The organism is Arthrobacter sp. SlRoot2-15 (assembly GCF_059739345.1).
The window spans coordinates 2,359,728-2,377,887 of sequence record NZ_AP046058.1; the positions used below are offsets into that span (position 1 = coordinate 2,359,728).

General features: G+C 68.6%; 15 protein-coding genes and 1 tRNA gene. 7 read left to right on the forward strand and 9 right to left on the reverse strand.

All coding sequences use genetic code 11. The annotated features are described in order from the left end of the window. The first annotated feature begins 425 nt into the window (after positions 1–425). A complete protein-coding gene (gene purD, locus AC6I9V_RS10845; RefSeq protein ID WP_497899446.1) occupies positions 426–1,763 on the forward strand; it encodes a phosphoribosylamine--glycine ligase in 1,338 nt (445 codons plus the stop codon). A 2-nt stretch (positions 1,764–1,765) separates the two neighbouring features. Next, positions 1,766–2,713: a phosphoribosylaminoimidazolesuccinocarboxamide synthase gene (locus tag AC6I9V_RS10850; RefSeq protein ID WP_497899447.1), complete on the forward strand. Its 948-nt coding sequence runs from the start codon at positions 1,766–1,768 to the stop codon at positions 2,711–2,713. A gap of 72 nt (positions 2,714–2,785) precedes the next feature. Here AC6I9V_RS10850 and AC6I9V_RS10855 read toward each other — a convergent pair whose 3' ends face one another. Next, positions 2,786–4,048 carry a helix-turn-helix domain-containing protein gene (locus AC6I9V_RS10855; protein ID WP_497899448.1) on the reverse strand — a complete coding sequence of 421 codons (1,263 nt, stop codon included), beginning with the start codon at positions 4,046–4,048 and terminating at the stop codon, positions 2,786–2,788. Between the two features lie 130 nt (positions 4,049–4,178). Between AC6I9V_RS10855 and AC6I9V_RS10860 the strand changes: the two genes are divergently transcribed. Next, positions 4,179–4,397, forward strand: coding sequence for a hypothetical protein (locus AC6I9V_RS10860; RefSeq protein WP_138768328.1), 219 nt, complete (start codon positions 4,179–4,181; stop codon positions 4,395–4,397). 171 nt (positions 4,398–4,568) lie between these two features. On the opposite strand, the gene AC6I9V_RS10865 is transcribed toward AC6I9V_RS10860, so the two are convergent. The 5 genes from AC6I9V_RS10865 to AC6I9V_RS10885 form a co-directional block, all read right to left on the reverse strand. Further along, positions 4,569–4,645, reverse strand: a tRNA-Pro gene (locus AC6I9V_RS10865). A 92-nt stretch (positions 4,646–4,737) separates the two neighbouring features. Beyond that, a complete protein-coding gene (locus tag AC6I9V_RS10870; RefSeq protein WP_497899449.1) occupies positions 4,738–6,570 on the reverse strand; it encodes an ABC transporter ATP-binding protein in 1,833 nt (610 codons plus the stop codon). Beyond that, positions 6,567–8,384 (reverse strand): ABC transporter ATP-binding protein, encoded by a 1,818-nt coding sequence (locus tag AC6I9V_RS10875; RefSeq protein WP_497899450.1) that lies wholly within the window; start codon positions 8,382–8,384, stop codon positions 6,567–6,569. The genes AC6I9V_RS10870 and AC6I9V_RS10875 overlap by 4 nt, the downstream gene beginning before the upstream one ends. Positions 8,385–8,934: 550 nt before the next feature. Continuing rightward, positions 8,935–9,882 (reverse strand): metallophosphoesterase, encoded by a 948-nt coding sequence (locus AC6I9V_RS10880; RefSeq protein ID WP_497899451.1) that lies wholly within the window; start codon positions 9,880–9,882, stop codon positions 8,935–8,937. A gap of 3 nt (positions 9,883–9,885) precedes the next feature. Continuing rightward, positions 9,886–12,174: a transglycosylase domain-containing protein gene (locus tag AC6I9V_RS10885; protein WP_497899452.1), complete on the reverse strand. Its 2,289-nt coding sequence runs from the start codon at positions 12,172–12,174 to the stop codon at positions 9,886–9,888. Between the two features lie 37 nt (positions 12,175–12,211). Between AC6I9V_RS10885 and sp36 the strand changes: the two genes are divergently transcribed. Genes sp36 through AC6I9V_RS10900 form a run of 3 tightly spaced genes read left to right on the forward strand, consistent with a single transcriptional unit; the run spans position 12,212 to position 13,901 of the window. Then, positions 12,212–12,367 (forward strand): Sp36 family protein, encoded by a 156-nt coding sequence (gene sp36, locus AC6I9V_RS10890; RefSeq protein ID WP_003797879.1) that lies wholly within the window; start codon positions 12,212–12,214, stop codon positions 12,365–12,367. 2 nt (positions 12,368–12,369) lie between these two features. Beyond that, positions 12,370–12,972 carry a RidA family protein gene (locus tag AC6I9V_RS10895; protein ID WP_497899453.1) on the forward strand — a complete coding sequence of 201 codons (603 nt, stop codon included), beginning with the start codon at positions 12,370–12,372 and terminating at the stop codon, positions 12,970–12,972. A 17-nt stretch (positions 12,973–12,989) separates the two neighbouring features. Next, complete coding sequence (locus tag AC6I9V_RS10900) at positions 12,990–13,901, forward strand: NUDIX hydrolase (RefSeq protein ID WP_349412458.1); 912 nt, start codon at positions 12,990–12,992, stop codon at positions 13,899–13,901. A 536-nt stretch (positions 13,902–14,437) separates the two neighbouring features. Here AC6I9V_RS10900 and AC6I9V_RS10905 read toward each other — a convergent pair. Then, positions 14,438–15,115: a Crp/Fnr family transcriptional regulator gene (locus tag AC6I9V_RS10905; protein WP_011693220.1), complete on the reverse strand. Its 678-nt coding sequence runs from the start codon at positions 15,113–15,115 to the stop codon at positions 14,438–14,440. Positions 15,116–15,379: 264 nt separating this feature from the next. Between AC6I9V_RS10905 and AC6I9V_RS10910 the strand changes: the two genes are divergently transcribed. Further along, on the forward strand, positions 15,380–16,561 hold the full coding sequence (locus tag AC6I9V_RS10910) for a MarP family serine protease (protein WP_349412457.1): 1,182 nt from the start codon (positions 15,380–15,382) through the stop codon (positions 16,559–16,561). A gap of 22 nt (positions 16,562–16,583) precedes the next feature. Here the strand turns inward: AC6I9V_RS10910 and AC6I9V_RS10915 are convergent, their stop codons facing one another. Together AC6I9V_RS10915 and aroQ are read right to left on the reverse strand one after the other, a co-directional pair. Further along, complete coding sequence (locus AC6I9V_RS10915; protein WP_497899454.1) at positions 16,584–17,630, reverse strand: DUF2332 domain-containing protein; 1,047 nt, start codon at positions 17,628–17,630, stop codon at positions 16,584–16,586. Between the two features lie 2 nt (positions 17,631–17,632). Next, on the reverse strand, positions 17,633–18,112 hold the full coding sequence (gene aroQ / locus AC6I9V_RS10920) for a type II 3-dehydroquinate dehydratase (protein WP_349412455.1): 480 nt from the start codon (positions 18,110–18,112) through the stop codon (positions 17,633–17,635). Positions 18,113–18,160: the final 48 nt, after the last annotated feature.

Here is an 18,160-nt window from a genome sequence, read left to right on the forward strand (position 1 = left end):
GAGCGGCGAGGCCCGCGGATTGACCGCCCGGGGTGCGGAGCGTGCCCCGCCCCGTGTCTCGCCCGGTGCTCGGCGCCGCACATGCCCATCCTTGGGCGTGAGGGAGGGACATATGCGGATTATGTCCAGTGGCTGCGGCGTGGAATGGGCATGTCCGGTGGGACCTGGCCCGAAGAATGGGCATGTCCGTCGGAACCCAGGGTCAAGGGCCGAAGGATGGGCATGTCCGGTGGAACCCAGGGGCAAGGGCCGAAGAATGGGCATGTCCGGTGGAACAGGGCCGAAGGATGGGCATGTCCGGTGGAACCCAGGGGCAAGGGCCGAAGAATGGGCATGTCCGGTGGAACAGGGCCGAAGGATGGGCATGTCCGTCGGACGGTCACAGCTTAGGAGCCTGCCGGGTCCAGCACGTACCCTTGGGAACTGTGAAGGTACTTGTCATCGGCCCCGGCGGCCGCGAACACGCCATTGTCCGATCCCTGCTCGCCGACCCGAATGTTTCCGAGGTCCACGCGGCCCCGGGCAACGCCGGCATCGGCAAGCTGGTCCCCACACACCCCATCGACGCGAACGACCCCGACGCCGTCGCCGCCCTGGCCACCAGGCTCGGCGTCGACCTCGTGGTGGTGGGTCCCGAGGCGCCGCTCGCCGCCGGTGTGTCGGACGCGGTCCGCGATGCCGGGATCCCGGTTTTCGGCCCCAGCAAGGCCGCCGCCCAGCTCGAGGCCTCCAAGGCGTTCGCCAAGGAAGTCATGGCCGAGGCCGGCGTGCCCACCGCCATGGCCCGGGTGGCGTCCAACGCGGCGGAAGCCGCCGACGCGCTCGACACCTTCGGCGCGCCGTACGTTGTGAAGGATGACGGGCTCGCCGCCGGCAAGGGCGTCGTCGTCACCAAGGACCGGGACGAGGCGCTGGCGCACGCGCAGAGCTGCTTCGACGCCGGCGGCACCGTCGTGATCGAGGAGTTCCTCGACGGCCCCGAGGTCTCCGTCTTCGTCCTGTGCGACGGCAGCACCACCGTGGCGCTGTCCCCGGCGCAGGATTTCAAGCGCATCTTTGACAACGACGAGGGCCCCAACACCGGCGGCATGGGCGCCTACACCCCGCTCGACTGGGCCCCCGAGGGCCTGGTCCAGGAGGTCATCGACCGGGTTGCGCAGCCCACCGTCAACCAGATGGCGCACCGCGGCACCCCGTTCGTCGGCGTGCTGTTCGTCGGTCTGGCCCTGACGTCCCGCGGCACCCGCGTGATCGAGTTCAACGTCCGCTTCGGCGACCCGGAGACCCAGGCCGTCCTGGCCCGGCTAAAGACGCCCCTCGGCGGCCTGCTGATGGCCGCCGCGAAGGGCGAGCTGGACAAGGTCCAGCCGCTGCGCTGGTCCAAGGAGTCGGCCGTCGCCGTCGTCGTCGCCGCCGAAAACTATCCCGGCACGCCCCGTACCGGGGACCGGATCCGCGGCCTGAAGAAGGTTGAGGCGATCGAGGGCGTGCACGTCATCCATGCCGGCACCAGGCTCGACGACGAGGGCAAAGTGGTCTCCGCCGGCGGCCGCGTCCTCGCCGTGGTGGCGCTCGGAACCGACCTGGTCGAGGCCCGCGAACGGGCGTACGACGGCGTCGAACTCGTCCAGCTCGACGGCGGCCAGTTCCGCACCGACATCGGCCGCAAGGCCGCGCGCGGCGAAATCAAGGTGACGGCGCCCGGCACGGCCGCCGCCGTCGCCGCAGCCGCGGCCGCCGCGGCCGCGAAAGCGAAGGCGTGACCATGAACGCGACTGACTCCTCCCTGCCCGCGGGCGGCCTTGACACCGCTACGCTGGACCTGCCCGGCTGGACGCACGTCTACTCCGGGAAGGTCCGCGACCTATACATCCCGGCGGACTCCTCCATCACGGAGCGCTTCGGCCACGAGTGCGTCCTGGTGGTGGCCAGCGACCGCATCAGCGCCTTCGACCATGTCCTCGCCAGCGAGATCCCGGATAAGGGCCGCATCCTCACCCAGCTGAGCCTGTGGTGGTTCGAGCAGCTCGGCGTGGAGCACCACGTGCTCGCGGCCACGGTCGACGGCGGCGTCCCCGCCGCCGTGGAGGGCCGCGCCATGATCTGCAAGAAGCTCGAGATGTTCCCGGTGGAATGCATCGCCCGCGGCTACCTGACCGGGTCCGGGCTGGCCGAATACCGGGAATCCGGCACGGTCTGCAGCATCCCGCTGCCGCCGGGCCTGGTGGACGGGTCCAGGCTCGCCGAGGCCATCTTCACCCCCTCGGCCAAGGCCGAGGTGGGGGAACACGACGAGAACATCACGTTCGAGGAAGTTGTGGAGCTGGTGGGCGAGGACATCGCCGGCCGGCTCCGTGAGCTGACCCTCGAGATCTACACCAGGGCCGAGGAGATCGCCCGAGGCCGCGGCATCATCCTGGCCGACACCAAGGTGGAGTTCGGCATCGACACCGCCACCGGCGTCATCACCCTCGGCGACGAGGTCCTGACTCCGGACTCCTCGCGCTTCTGGGACGCAAGCACCTACGCCCCGGGCAAGGCGCAGCCGTCCTACGACAAGCAGTACGTCCGCGACTGGTTGACGTCCGCGGCGTCCGGCTGGGACAAGGCCTCCGACACGCCGCCGCCGGCACTCCCGGCCGACGTCGTCGCACGCACCCGCAGCCGCTACGTGGAGGCCTTCGAGCTGCTCACCGGGTGGTCCTTCGCCTGAGGCGGGGGCTGCGGCGCCGCTTGGGCGCCGGTCCGGCGGCCGGCGCTCGGCCAGGGGCCGCCCTGGTGCCGGCTAGGTGCCGGCGGCGGCCGCGGCGCGGCGCTGGGCCAGCCGGATTTCGAGCACGGCGTCCATGGCCTGCTGGACCCGGTCCGAGGCTCCGGCCGCGCTGAACTCCTTCTGGGCTTCCTCGAGGTACACGAGGGCCTCCTCGGCTTCGCCGGCGGCCTTGAGTGCCTTGCCCAGCAGGAGCGAAACCTCGCCCGCGGTGTGCCTGGCCAGCACGTCCCGCTCGGCGTGGATCTCGCGCAGCTTCTGCACGGCGCCGACGATGTCTCCCGTGAGGTAGAGCCAGCGCGCCCGGATAAAGGCAACTTCGAGGTGGTCCGTCTTGTTGCCGCCGACGATCGAGAGGGCCAGCTCGGCGCGTTCGATCGAGGACAGGGTTTCCGGCTCGACGATCCCGGAGGAGAGTCGCACCGCGGCGGAGGCCTTGTTGAACCTGGCCCAGAGGTCGATGTCGTGCGCGGGGGAGAGCAGCTTGGCGGCCTTCTCGTGGTACTTGATGCCCTCGGCGTAGTCGTGGCGCATGAAAGCGACGTTGCCGACCACCCAGGCCACTTCACCGGCCAACTGGGACATGGACTGCTCGTCCATCTGTTCGTTCATGTCCTGGCAGTACTTCCAGGCCTCGTCCAGCCGGCCGCTTTCGGCCAGGGCACCGATCAGCGCGCGCAGCGCACCGATGATGAGGGTGGAGCCCGTGGGCAGCTGGGAGCAGAGCCGCACCGCCTCCTCGGCTTGTTCCACCGCCGTGGTCAGCTGGCCCTGGCCCTGCGCGGCGGCGGCCAGCATCTGCCGGGCCCGCACCCCGAGGCCGGCCGACTCGGCGGCCATCGGGTGGTCCAGCAGGCGCTGTACGATCGCCTTGCAGTCGGCCCACATGCCCTGCTTGATCATGCATTCGGCCTGCATGTAGGTCATGTTCCACCAGGCACTGGTGTTTTTGGCCTCGAGGGCGATCTGGGCGGCCGCCGCGGCATGGACCGCCGCCAGCGGGTAGTCCCGGAGGTCCCAGGCCTGGCGGGCGTACAGGCCGGCCAGTACGTACTCGGCGTCGCTCACGGAAACCGGCTGGCTCCATGCTTCAAGGGCTTTGGGGGCGAGCTCCAGCCGGCGGGCGAGCTCCTCGATGACATCCGCGGTGGGTTCCCGGCGGCCGGTTTCGAGCAGCGAGATGTAGCTGGGCGAGTAGAGATCCTTCCCCAGCTCGGCCTGCGTGAGCCCACGCTCCAGCCGTTCCGCACGGAGTTTCTCCCCGAATCCGTTCCCCACGGATACCACCTCATTCCGGACACTTCATGTACTAAATGCTTGACACTCTCTGTGGAAAACATTTTACAATGTATGTCAACAAGGGCAGTGCTGACTTGGTAACGACTCCAACTCAAGATTGAGGAACTCTATGTTGAAGAAGATTGCAGCCGGCGCGGTCCTCGCGGGCGCCCTGGCTTTCTCCGCAGCGGCTCCGGCCGTTCTGTCCGCAGGTTCCATCGCCGATACCACCAACATCACCGCCGTTGGCAACTGGCCGGACCCCATGCGTACGGCCACGGCCGTGGGCAACTGGCCCGACCCGATGACCTACTCCACGAACGTCGGCAACTGGCCCGACCCGATGTAACCACACACTCGAAGGACAGCCCCGGCGGCACCGCAAGGTGTTCCGGGGCTGTTTTTTTGCCTTCGACCGCCATCGGGATCTAGACGGCGACGGCGGCGGGTGCCATGGCGGCCGGGTGACTTCCTGGAAACACAAAAGAGGGTCTTCCGAATGGAAGACCCTCTTTTTGACTGGTCGGGATGACAGGATTTGAACCTGCGACCTCGTCGTCCCGAACGACGCGCGCTACCAAGCTGCGCCACATCCCGATCCGTTACTTCAAAAGCAACTTCACAAGAGTATCCGATCCGGGCCCCGGATGCGAATCGGAGCCGTCACAGGGAGGACGGGCGGCGCCGGCTCAGACCAGCGAGTCCTTCCACGCCCCGTGCAGCCTGGCGAAGCGTCCGCCGCCGCCGATCAGCTCCGCTGGCGTGCCGTCCTCGACCACGCGGCCGTCGTGGACCACCAGCACCCGGTCCGCGGTCTCCACGGTGGAGAGCCGGTGCGCGATGATCAGCGCCGTGCGGCCGGCCCCGCCGGAGCCGGCGCCCCGCAGCAGGCTCGCCAGGCCTGCCTGGACCAGGCGTTCGGAGGGGATGTCCAGCGAGGACGTTGCCTCGTCCAGGATCAGCACCGCGGGCCGGGCCAGGAAGGCCCGGGCGAAGCTGATCAGCTGGCGCTGGCCGGCGGAGACGCGGCCGCCGCGCTTGTTGACGTCGGTGTCGTACCCGTCCGGCAGCGCCGTGATGAAGCCGTGGGCGCCGACGGCCTTCGCGGCGTCCTCGATCTCCTCACGGGAGGCCTCGGGCCGGCCGAGGGCGATGTTGTCCGCCACGGAGCCGCTGAACAGGAACGCCTCCTGGGTGACCATCACAACGTTGCGGCGCAGGTCCGCCGTCGTGAGCTGCCGCAGGTCCACGCCGTCGAGCGTGAGCGAACCGGAGGAGACGTCGTAGAAGCGGGCAATCAGCTTGGCGAGGGTCGACTTCCCGGCGCCGGTCTGGCCCACGAGGGCGACCGTCTGGCCGGCCGGGATGTGAAGGTCCAGGGCGGGGATGACCACCGGGCCGTCGCCGTAGCGGAATTCGACGTTCTCGAAGTCGATGCGGCCCTCCGCCTCCGGCAGGGCCACCGGGTTCTGCGGCGGCCGGACGGTGGGCACCTCCTCGAGCAGTCCGGAGACTTTTTCCAGTGCCGCCTGCGCGCTTTGGAAGGAGTTGTAGAACATCGAGATCTGGTCGACGGGCTGGAAGAAGCGCTTGGCCGAGAGGATCAGGGCCAGCAGCACGCCCACGGCGAGTTCACCGGAGAGCACCCGGAAGCCGCCGGTGAGCAGGACGACGGCGACGCAGACGTTCCCGATCAGGACCAGGCCGGGCTGGAGGACGCCGTTGAGGTTGATCGACCGGACGGTGACCTTGCGGTAGTCCTCGGAGAGTTCGGCGTAGCGCTCGGCATTCTGGCGCTCCTTGCGGAAGGCCTTGACGGCACGGATGCCGGTCATCGTCTCGACGAAGTGCACGATCAGCCGGGCCGAGACGACGCGGGACTCACGGAACGCGATCTCGGAGTGCTTCTGGTACCAGCGGGCCAGGAAGTACATCGGCACGCCGGCGGCGAGCACCAGCAGCCCGCTGCGCCAGTCGAGGGCGAACACGGTGACGGCGGTGAAGACCATAAACAGCAGTCCGGAGGCGAGCGAGCTGACCCCGGAGTCGAGCAGTTCCCGCAGCGCCTCAAGGTCCGAGGTCTGCCGGGCGATGATGCGGCCCGAGGTGTATTTCTCGTGGAACTCCAGGCTCAGCCGCTGGGTCTGGCGGAAGACGCGCACCCGCAGGTCCAGCAGCATCGCCTGGCTCAGGCGCGCCGTCGAGGTCACGTAGAGGGCGGTCAGGCCCGCCGTCGCGACGGCCGCGGCGAGGTACGCGGCGCCGGCCAGCATCAGCGGGAGGTTGTCGCCCGCACGCAGCGCCGGCAGGGCATGGTCGATCCCGAACGCGATCAGCGCCGGGCCGGCCACACGGGCGGCCTGGGACAGGACGACGGCGGCGATGGTCAGCCAGAAGCGCCGGCGGACCGGCCGGATCAGTGATCCGAGCAGGGCCAGGGAGCGGCGCCGCACGGCCCTGCTCTCGGACTTGGACAGGTGCGCGTTGTCCTCGTTGGCGGTGCCAAAGGTGGCCGTGCTCATCGGGACACCTCCTCGGCCTCGAGGGCGGACAGTTCGGAGTCCAGGTCCCGCGGTTCCGGGTCCAGGCTGGCGATCACGTAGCGGTAGTGGCTGTTCTGCGCGAGCAATTCCGTGTGGGTGCCGACGGCGGCGATCCGGCCGTCCTCCAGCAGGGCCACCCGGTCGGCCAGGGCCACGGTGGAGGGCCGGTGGGCCACGATCAGGGTGGTGGTGTCCGCGAGCACGGCGCGCAGCCGGGCCTCGACGAGCTCCTCGGTGTTGACGTCCAGGGCGGAGAGCGGATCGTCCAGGACCAGCACTTTCGGCCTGGCGGCGACGGCCCGGGCCAGGGCGATGCGCTGCCGCTGCCCGCCGGAGAGGCTCAGTCCCTCCTCACCGATCAGCGTGTCTAGGCCTTCCGGCAGGGAGTAGGCGAAGTGCGCCTGGGCGGTGTCGAGCGCCTCGGCCAGGATCTCTTCCCGGCGCTCCGGCGACTCCTGCCCCTGCACACCGAGCAGCACGTTGTCCCGGACGGAGCTGGAAAAGAGCGTGGTGTCCTCGAAGGCCACCGAGACGATGGTGCGCAGGTCCTCGACGCTGAAGTCGCGCAGGTCCACGCCGTCGATCGTCACCGAGCCCGCTGTAACCTCGAACAGGCGCGGCACCAGCTGCAGCAGGGCGCTCTTGCCGCTGCCGGTGATGCCCACCAGGGCCATCGTCTCGCCCGGCCGGATGTCCAGGCAGATGTCCTTGAGGATGGGCTTCTCCGGGGCGTCCTCGAAGGCGAAGGTGGCGTTGCGGAAGGCCAGGGCGCCCGTGAGCTCGGCCGGGCGGCGCGGCTCTTTCGGGCTGGTGATGGTGTTCACCGAGTCCATCACCTCGAAATGCCGGTCCACCGCGGTCTTGGCGGTCAGGGCCATGGCCAGCAGCATGCCGCAGAACTCCACCGGCGCGGCGATCACGGCGGCGGTGGCGAAGAAGGCCACGAGCGAGCCGATGCTGAGCTGGCCGCCGGCGGCCAGCATGATCCCGACGACGAGCCCGGCGCCGAGGGCCAGCTCGGGCAGCAGCGTGACGGCGAGGCTGAAGGCGGCCAGGTGCTTGGCCTTCGCGATCTCGGTCTGGCGGAGTTCCTCGGCCTGTTCGTTGAAGTTCTCCAGCGCCTCCCGGCTGCGCCCGAAGGCCTTGAGCACGCGGATGCCGTGGACGGATTCCTCCACCGCGGTGGCGAGGTCGCCGGCCTGGTCCTGGCTGCGGCGGGCCACCTGGCGGAAGCGGGTCTGGAAGCGGAAGCCGTAGATCATGATCGGCACGGCGGCGGCCAGGAAGATCAGCGCGAGCTGCCAGCTCATGGCAAACATCACGACGACGCCGATCACCACCGTGAGGGTGGTGACCACCAGCATGATCGCCCCGAACGCCATCCAGCGCCGGAGGAAGTTCAGGTCCGTCATGGCGCGGGAGAGCAGCTGGCCGGAGCCCCAGCGGTCATGGAAGGACACAGCCAGGTCCTGCAGGTGGTCGTAGAGCGAGACCCGCATCCGGGTTTCCACGGTGGTGGCCGGATTGATGACGAACTGCCGGCGCAGCGCAACGAGCCCGGCTTCGGCGATGCCCAGCCCGAGGATCACGGCGGAGGCGATCCAGACGGCCTGGCTGCTTCCGCCCGGCCGCAGCCAGTCGTTGATCAGGACCCGCAGCACCTGGGGGATGGCCAGGGCGACAAGGCTGGCCATCAAGGCAGAGACCAGGCCCAGGACAAGCCGCGGCATGATCGGCCTGACGTGCGGATAGAGACGACTGATTGCTGAGAAAAACGGGGTCTGCTTGGCCATGCCTGCTTCTTAGCTGCAACTGCGGAATGAATTACGCAACTGGATGTAGTTTCCGGTAGCAACTACCCTAGGCCATTTCGTGACCCGGTTCACAGGATATCGGCCCGTTCCGCAAACTGGCGCAGTAATTATGTTCCGCAATGTCAGGGGCGGGGGCTTGCCTCGTGGACATGCCCATCTCCCGGCGCGCCAACGGGACATGCCCATGCCAGGGCGGCGCGGTGGGACATGCCCATTGTTCGATCCCTCAAGTTCCGGACATGCCCGTTCCGCGGCCGCCCGGTTGAGCATGCTCAGTCTTCGTTACGGGGCTGGACGGACATGTCCATCCTTGGACGCAGGGGATGGGCAAAATGCCGTTATGTCCATCGCTGGGCGTGAACACTGGGCATGTCCGGTGGAGTGTTGGTCCTGGACGGGGCATGTCCCTCGCTGGGCGTGAAGGCTGGGCATGTCCGTTGGAACCTTGGATTCTGGCATCTTCGGCGCACGCCTTATTACGGGGATGCGCATGTCCCTCTGAAGCTGGCGCGGGGGAGACCCCGAGGGCTCAGCTCCGGGCGGTCAGGGTCAGCAGCACGGCCTCGGGCTTGCAGGCGATCCGGACGGGGGCGAAGCGCGAGGTGCCGATGCCGCCGGAGACGTTCACCGGCGTCGTACGGCCCTTGCTCTCCCAGTCGTGCAGGCCCTTGGCCCGCCAGGTGGGCAGGTCGCAGTTGGACACCAGCGCACCGTACCCGGGGACGCAGATCTGCCCGCCGTGGGTGTGCCCGGCCAGCAGCAGGTCCGCGGCGTCCCCGGTGAAGTGGTCCAGCACGCGCTGGTAGGGGGCGTGCACGACGGCGACCCGCAGGTGCGGCTTTGCGTCCTGGCCCCTGGTGCCGCGGGGCCAGCCGGCATAGCGTTCGAGGCCCAGATGCGGATCGTCGACTCCGGAGAAGTCGACGCGCAGGCCCTTGAGCACCAGCGACTGGCAGCGGTTGGTCAGATCCACCCAGCCGGCCATCCCGAAACCGGCCCGCAGCCTCGGCCAGTCCAGTTCCGTGGCTTTCTTCGGCCGCGAGGAGGGGCCAAGAAAGTACGTCGCCGGGTTCTTGAAGCGGGGGGCGTAGTAGTCGTTGGAGCCGGGAACGAAGACGCCGGGGAACTCCATCAGCGGCCGCAGGGCCTCCAGGACCGGCCCGACCGCCTTGGGGTGGCTGAGGTTGTCCCCGGTGTTGACCACCAGGTCCGGTTCCAGTCCTGCGAGGGACGCGAGCCAGGCGGCCTTGCGGCGCTGGCCCGGCACGAAGTGGATGTCGCTCAGGTGCAGCACGCGCAGCGGCCCGAAGCCCGGCGGCAGGATCGGGAGGCTTTCCTCCCGCAGCACGAACTGGTTCTTCTCCCACAGCCCGTAGCCGGTGGCCGAGGCACCCGCAACGGCTCCTAGGGCGGCGGTTACGGCAAAGCCGCGCCCGATGCTTCGGGCGCGGCTTGCCAGTTCGTTGAGGGCGGCCATCGGCTAGGGCTTCTTGTTCGTCGGCTCCGGCGTTGGTGCCGGGCTGCTTGGCGCCTGGGTCGGCGCCGTCGTCGGGGCAGGGGCCGGGGCGGGAGCCGGTGCAACGGGGGCGGTAACCATGTTCGACGGCGGTGCCGGGAACGGGTCGGTGCCGTACGCCGGGGCAATCTGGGCCATGAAGTTCGAGAACTGCGGGCCGGCGATCATGTACCCGTCGATGCCCTTGTAGAACTGGCCGTTGATGGTGATGTTCTGGCCCGGACGCTGCTGGTTGAGCAGCGGGTCGCCGAACCAGGAGGCCGTTGCCAGGCCGCGGGTGTGTCCGACCACCCAGGTGGAGCCGTTGTTGTTCGAGGTACCGGTCTTCGCCGCGATCGGGAAGTTGGTGCGGGTGGAGATCCGCGGTTTGATCAGGGCGCCCGAACCGCGGTTCAGGACCTCCTGCAGCGCGTAATTGACGCCCCTGGCGACCTCGGGCTTAATAGCGTCCCGGCAATTGGTGGCCTGGGCCGGCAACTGGGCGCCGTTCTGGTCCGTGACCGAGGTGATGGCGATCGGCTCGCAGTATTTGCCGTCGTTGGCGAAGGTCGCGAAGGCGCTGGCCATGGACAGCGGCGAGGTCTGGGTGGAGCCCAGCAGGTTGGCCGTGGTGAACATGTCGATCTTCGGCGTCGGCTCGGTGATCTTGCCGTCCTTGTCCACGGCAGGGAGGCCGGAATGCAGCCCCACGGAGTCAACGATTTTCTGGATGCCGCAGAAGTCCAGCTGGGCCGCGGAGGCGAAGGTGATGGTGTTGATGGAGTTGTAGAGGCCCTCGAGGACGGTCAGGGGCCGGTACCAGCTCTCCTCGGCGTTCTGCAGGTCTTCCGCCGCGCCGAGGTCTTTTTCGGCGGTGTTGTAGGCGCCGGTGGTCACGCCGCAGGAGTTCCGCCATTTGAAGTTCAGCGGGTACTTCCGCACGGCGCCGTTAAGCACCTGGTTCATCGACTTGCCCTCGTTGAGCCATTCGGCGAACGTGAACGGCTTCATGGTTGAGCCCGGCTGCGCGCCGCCGAGGCCGTTGAGGTCGTTGCCCTTCGCGTCGAGTTTGTCGACGTTGAAGTTCAGGTTCGTGTCGAACTTTGCCTCGGCGGGGAACCACACGGTGTTTTGGGCCATGTTGATGATCTTGCCGGTGCCAGGCTGGACCGAGACCAGGGCGGCGCCCCATTTGTCCGGGTTCGCTCCGGCAGAGGCATCCACCTGGGCCTGGGCGGCGGCCTGGGCGTTGGGGTCCAGCGTGGTCTTGATGGTCAGGCCGCCGCGGAAGATCTTCCGGTTGCGGGTCTCGGCGTCGGCGCCGTAGGCCGGGTTGTTCAGCAGCAGGTGCAGCACGTAGTCGCAGAAGTACGGCGCCGTGGAGGCGTACGCGCAGCCCTGTTTGGCCTGGCTGACCTTGGTTTCCACCGGGGCGGCGACGGCGGCGTCGTACTCCGGCTGCTTGATCTTCTTCTGCGTCAGCATCGCCTTCAGCACCAGGTCGCGGCGCACCTTGGCGTTGTCCGGGTGGGCGACCGGGTCGTAGAAGGACGGGCTGTTCACCAGGCCGGCCAACAGCGCGGCCTGCGGCAGGGTCAGGTCCTTGGCGGAGGTGCTGAAGAAGAGCTTTGACGCGGCTTCAATGCCGTAGGCGTCGCGGTTGAAGAAGACAATGTTCAGGTAGCCCTCAAGGATCTGCTCCTTGGTGAACTTCTTCTCCAGGGCGATGGCGAGCTTCATCTCGCGGAGCTTGTCCCCGACGCCCTTGTTGACACCGTTGAGCAGGACCTGGTCACCCTTGCCCTCGGACTCCAGCGACGAGTTGATGACGTTGTTGACGTACTGCTGCGTGATGGTGGACGCGCCCTGCTTGTTGCCGCGGGCGGTGCTGACGAGGGCTCGCAGGATGCCGGTGGTGTCCACGCCGCCGTGCTCGTAAAAGCGGCTGTCTTCGATGGCGACGACCGCGTCCTTGATGAACGGCGACATCTTGTCCAGCGACACCCGGGTCCGGTTTTCCGAGAAGAGGCTGGCGATCACGCTGCCGTCGGCAGCGAGGATGTTGGTGGACTGGCTCGGGGGATCGACCTGGAGCTCGGCCGGGAGGGCTTCAAAGAACTTGATCGACCCGCTGGCGGTGTTGCCCGAGAGGGCAGCCGCGGGAACCAGCAGCCCCGCCACGAGCACACCACAAATGGCGCTCACGCCCAGGAAAAGAATGATCTTTCCCAGGGTGGTGGCCGTGTCGAATAAAGGGTTCTTACCAGTCGCCATGTTTTCCACTTTACCGGCAAGGACTAGGCTTTACTTCATGACCAAATGGGAGTACGCCACGATTCCGCTCATTATCCACGCGACCAAGCAGATCCTGGATCAGTGGGGCGACGACGGCTGGGAGCTTGTCCAGGTTGTTCCGGGCCCCGATGGAAACGGCCTGGTTGCCTACTTGAAGCGGGAGAAGCAGTAGCCATGAGCACCCCTCAAGCGGCCGCCCCGGCCGCCGGCGCAGGCTCCACCAACAGCCCTGCCAACAGCGCCGAAACAGCCCCGGCCGGCACCGAAAACGCCGCGCGGACCGGCGCGTCGTCCGCCGTCGAACAGCGGCTCGCCGAGCTGGGACTCACGCTTCCCGCCGTGGCCGCCCCGGTGGCCGCGTATGTCCCCGCCGTCATCTCCGGCAACCACGTCTACACCTCCGGCCAGTTGCCGTTCATCGACGGCAAGCTCGAAGCCACCGGCAAGGTCTCCTCCGGGACCGAGGGCACCTCGGATGAACCGACCGTGGCCCCGGAGGCCGCGAAGCGCTACGCCGAGGTCTGCGCCGTCAACGCCCTGGCGGCCGTGAAAAGCGTGATCGGCGACCTCGACCGCATCACGCGGATCGTCAAGGTGGTCGGTTTCGTCTCCTCCGACCCCTCCTTCACCGGCCAGCCCGGTGTCATCAACGGCGCGTCCGAGTTGCTGGGCAAGGTCCTCGGCGACGCCGGCCAGCACGCACGTTCCGCCGTCGGCGTTGCCGTTCTGCCGCTCGACTCCCCGGTCGAGGTCGAACTTATCGCCGAATTCGCCTAGAAGGCCGGTCCTTTCCCTTGCCGCACTTAGCACGACGCCTGTTCGTCCTCCCCCCGGATCTTGAGGGGGCAGCCCGCAGTTGGCTTGAACACGGCGAGCGGACCCCCCGCGCGCCCCGCTATGCCTCCTCCGTGGTCCTGCTCCGGGACTCGCCCACCGGCCTGGAGACCTGGCTGGGGTACCGGCCGGGTACCTCGCCGCTGGGCGTGCTCGCCTTTCCGGGCGGCTCGCTGGAAGCCTCCGACGACGACGCCGTCGGCTGGCTCGGGCCCCCGCCGCAGTTCTGGGCCGAGAAGATGGGGACGCCCGACGTCGGGCTGGCCCGCCGCCACGTCGTGGGGGCGATCCGCGAGCTGTTCGAGGAGACCGGGATCCTGCTGGCCGGACCGGACCTGTCCACCACGGTGGAGGGAACCTCCTCGGCCGAGTGGATGCGCGCCCGGGAGGCCGTGGCCGAGCAGGAGAAATCCTTCACCGATGTACTGGCCAAGCGCGGACTGTCGGTGCGGACCGACCTGCTCAAACCGCTGGTGAACTGGCTCAGCCCGGACTTCTCACACCGCCGCTTCAATACCCGGTACTTTGCCGCGACGGTCCCGATGAACCAGCAGCCCTCGCTTCTGGCCAGCAAGGGCGTGTGGGGGCGCTGGGTCTGCGTCCGCAAGGTCATCGCCGAACGTGACAGCACCGCGCTGGGCGACGAGGTGGGCCAGCCGAACACCGTGGGCCTGAAGCTGGGCCAGCTCCTGGTCCCGGGCTCGGAGATCATGCTCGAGAAGATGGCGGCCGCGAACGGCTGCATCGCCTACCTCAGCTACAAGCGCACGGCGCACGCCTACCAGCCGACCCTCGTGGAGGAGGACGGCACACTGATGCTCGAAGTCGAGGCCGCCAAGACCGTGGCCGGGGAACCCCAGCGGGAGCGGTAGGAAGCCCGCCGGGCCTGTGCGGTAGGCCTGCGGGCATGGGCAATGGACATGCCCGTTGGGGCCGGAACTCGTTCTTGGACATGCTCATCGTTCGGGCTGAGCACTGGACATAGTGGGTGTATGTCCATTCCTGGCGTGCAGGGATGGGCATGCCCGTCGGGACCGGAACTCGTTGTTGGGCATGCTCATCGTTCGGGCTGGGCAATGGACATAGCGGGTATATGTCCATTCCTGGCGTGCAGGGATGGGCATGCCCGTCGGGACCGGAACGCCTGGTCGGACATGCCCGTTGCGACCGAAACGCGTTCTTGGACATGCTCATCGTTCGGGCTGGGCAAATGGGCATGCCCGTTGGGACCGGAACTCGTTGTTGGGCATGCCCGTCGGTCGGGCCGGGCAATGGACATAGTAGGTATATGTCCATTCCTGGCGTGCAGGGACGGGCATGTCCGTTGGTAGCTGCCGCGAAAACCACCGAGGGCCGGCCCGTTGTCGCGGGCCGGCCCTCAGTTTTTAGCGAACGTCGCGCGGAGCGACTAGCGGGAACGCTGGCGCAGGCGCTGCATGTCGAGGATGACGACGGCGCGGGCTTCCAAGCGCAGCCAGCCGCGCTGGACGAATTCGGCGAGGGCCTTGTTGACGGTCTCGCGGGAGGCGCCGACCAGCTGGGCCAGTTCTTCCTGAGTGAGCTCGTGGGCCACCAGGACGCCGTCGGTCGCGGGACGGCCGAAGCGGTCCGCGAGGTCCAGCAGGGCCTTGGCGACGCGGCCCGGGACGTCGGAGAAGACGAGGTCGGAGAGCGAATCGTTGGTGCGGCGCAGGCGGCGGGCCAGGGCCTGCAGCAGCTGGGCGGAAACCTCCGGGCGGGTGCGCAGCAGGGCGTTGAGGCTCTCGTTCTTCAGCCCGGCCAGGCGGGTTTCGGACACGGCCGTGGCCGTGGCAGTGCGCGGGCTCGGGTCAAACAGCGCCATTTCGCCGAAGAGTTCGCCCGGGCCGAGGATGGCGAGGAGGGACTCACGCCCGTCGGGGGAGGTGCGGCCGAGCTTTACCTTGCCGGAGACGATGAAGTAGAGCTGGTCACCCTGGTCGCCTTCCCGGAAAACCGAGGCTCCGCGTGAGAGGTCCACCTCGGTGAGTTCGTCCGTCAGCAGACGGAACGCCTCGTCGTCGAGCGTGGCGAAAAGGGGTGCGCGGCGCAATACCTCGATATCCATGAAATCTCCTGACTTGCTGTGTCGGCTGGGGCGCTTCAGCCATTGTTTCAGAATTTTGCGGCTTCTGTGACGTACTTGGCACCGAAACGCGCGAAACGGCGCCGGAGTGCGCGCTGGAGTGCGCGCCCGGGCCGCCGGCGCGCGGCCCCCCGGGCATCCGGTGTGCACCCGGGCGCGGGACCGTCAGGTCCGGCCGCCGCCGGCCGACAAAGTGTCGGTGCGCGCCGGTAGAATAGTGGCCTAGACGTTTCTAAGGAGCCCCCGGTGTACGGCTTGACCATTTTGGACCTGGCGTTGATCCTCACGCTCCTGTCCTACCTGATCTACGGCTTCCGCAACGGCTTCCTGGTGACGCTGGGCGGCATCGCAGGGTTCGCGGCCGGGGCGGTGGCTGCTTTTGTGTCGGTGCCAATTGTCAGCGACCTCGTCGACGACCCGTCCTGGCGCCTGACCGCGATCATCGCCACGGCCGTGCTGCTGATGATGCTCGGGCACGGGCTGGGCACCATGATCGGACGGCGCATCCGCAGCGTCGTCAAGATCAGCCCGCTCCGGCTGGCCGACCGGGTGGTGGGCGGCGGCGTCAACGTGGCCGTGTCCGCCCTCGTGATGTCCATGCTGGCGTTCAGCATCAGCGCCCTGGGCGTTCCCTTTGTGTCCCAGCAGCTTGCCGACTCCAAGGTGATCGGGTTTATCGACGGCGTCACCCCCACCCCGCTGAAGACGTCCATGGCCCAGCTGCGGTCGGCCGTCATCGGCGACGGGATTCCGACCCTGTTCGAAGGCATCGGCGGCCAGCCCGTGCCGGTCCCCAACGCCAGCACCGACACCCCGGCACTGAACAAGGCGGCCGCGTCCGTCCTAAAGATCGCCGGAACCGCCTACCAGTGCGGACAGAACCAGACCGGAAGCGGCTTCGTTGTCTCGCCCGGCCGCGTGGTGACCAACGCCCACGTGGTGGCCGGCGTCCCCGAACCCGTGGTTGAAGTCCCCGGCGGCGGGGCCCTCCCCGGCCGGGTCGTCTACTTTGACAGCCGCCACGACCTGGCCGTGCTGGCCGTGGAGGGTCTGCCCTCCGCGCCGCTGCCGCTGGGGCCAAATCTCCCTTCAGGCAGCCCCGCAGCGTTCGCCGGCTATCCGCACGGCGGCCCGTTCCAGTCCAAGCCGGCCACGGTGCGGGATGTCGCGACCGTCCTGGTCCCGGACATCTACGGCAACAATGCCGCGGCCGAGGATGTCTACCGGCTCGCCGGCGACGTCCAGCCGGGGAACTCCGGCGGCCCGCTGCTGACCATGGACGGGCAGGTGTCCGGTGTGGTCTTCGCCAAGTCCACCTCGGAGGCCTCGCTCGGTTTCGCCATCACCATGAACGACCTCGGCCCCGTGGCCGCCCAGGCCCCCGGGCTGGGCGACGCCGTCTCGCCCGGGCAGTGCATCAAGAAGTAGGCACCCCGGGCGAGGGGCTAAGTCAGCCGGCGCCCGCCTCGATCCACTCGAGGCTCTGGCCGTGCGGTCCGGCAATGGCCACCGGCAGGCCGTCCTCCAGCAGCAGGAAGCGGCCGCCGAGCCGGGCGGCGTCCATTTCCGGAACCACGCTGGAGCCGTCCGCCTGGACAATCACCGCGTGGCCCTCGTTGGAAATCCAGTGGCAGCCCCGGTCCGCGGCCAGCAGCGCCATGGTGTCCCGGAAGCGTTCGCGCCCGGCGGCGTCGAGGTAGGCCATCACCGCGCTGTGGAACACCACCAGGGCGGCGTCTGCCGGGGCCCGCCCGGCCAGGGCCATGAGCTGTTCGTTCAGGTCCCCGGCGACCAGCAGCGGCGGATCTGCCTGCGCGATGCCGATCGCCTGGCGCAGCCTCTCGCGGCGGAAGTCCTGCTCCGGCCAGATCAGCGCCTCCAGCCAGGCGACGTCGTCGGGGTCCCGGATGTCCAGCGGATTCAGGTCGATGCCGGCCCGCCAGGCCACCGCGGGCAGCCCGGCCGGCAGCGGAACGGGCCCGGTGGCGGCGCAGCGCAGGACCGGGTAGTTCCCGGCCGCGGCCCGGGCCGGCGCCAGGCGCGTCACGCCGCCGGGGCCGCCGTCGTACTCGTAGCCGTAGCGGTCCGGAAACAGCGCCAGGCCCGCCGAGGCGCCGACTTCGATCAGGGCCAGCGGACGGCCTTCCGCGGCGGCGATGCGGGACAGGGACGGCAGCAGCGCGGCGCAGCGGCCGGCTTCGTTCGTCTGGGTGGACCGGGAGAGCACAATCCGGGAGATGTCGTCCCAGCGGGCGTCCAGGAAACTCCGGAACTCCCGGTAGGGGCCGATCCGGGCGCCGAGGAAGCGGGCGGCGGCCAGCATCAGCAGCGGCTGGCGCTTAGTGTGCGGCCAGGCGTCGATCCGGCGGATCAGTTCCGGATCGTCCGCGATAGCCACCGACCACTCGGCATAGCAGGCGGAGTTTCCAGGGGCGTCGACGGTTCCAAAATGGCGGTACCAGTCCGCGGTCCCGGCAGGCTCCGCCGCGGGGGCCATGCTCAGTCCCGGCCCGCGTGCAGTTCGGCGAGGTATTCGACGGCGAAGCGGTACCCGAGGATGCCCGCCCCGGCAATCACGGCCTTGCTGACGTCCGAGAGGTAGGAGTGGTGCCGGAACGGTTCCCGGGCGTGCACGTTGGTGATGTGGACCTCCACGGCGGGCAGCTGCACGGCCGTGATCGCATCCCGGATCGCCACCGAAGTGTGCGTGTAGGCGCCGGCGTTCAGGACGATGCCCAGCGCCTTGCCGCGGGCGGCGTGAATGGCCTCCACCAGCGCGCCCTCGTGGTTGGACTGGAAGCATTCGACGTCGAGCCCGTGCGCCGCGCCGGCGTCCTTGGCCAGTTGTTCGACGTCGGCGAGTGTGGCCGTGCCGTACTTCTCGGGCTCGCGCGTACCCAGCAGGTTCAGGTTGGGTCCGTTGAGGACCAGGACGGTGCCGCGTCGGGCGACGGTGTCCAAGGGGTTGGCTTCGCTCATGCCAGCCAATGTACCGCGGAACCGCGGTCTCTGGCCCGCGCCTTGCCC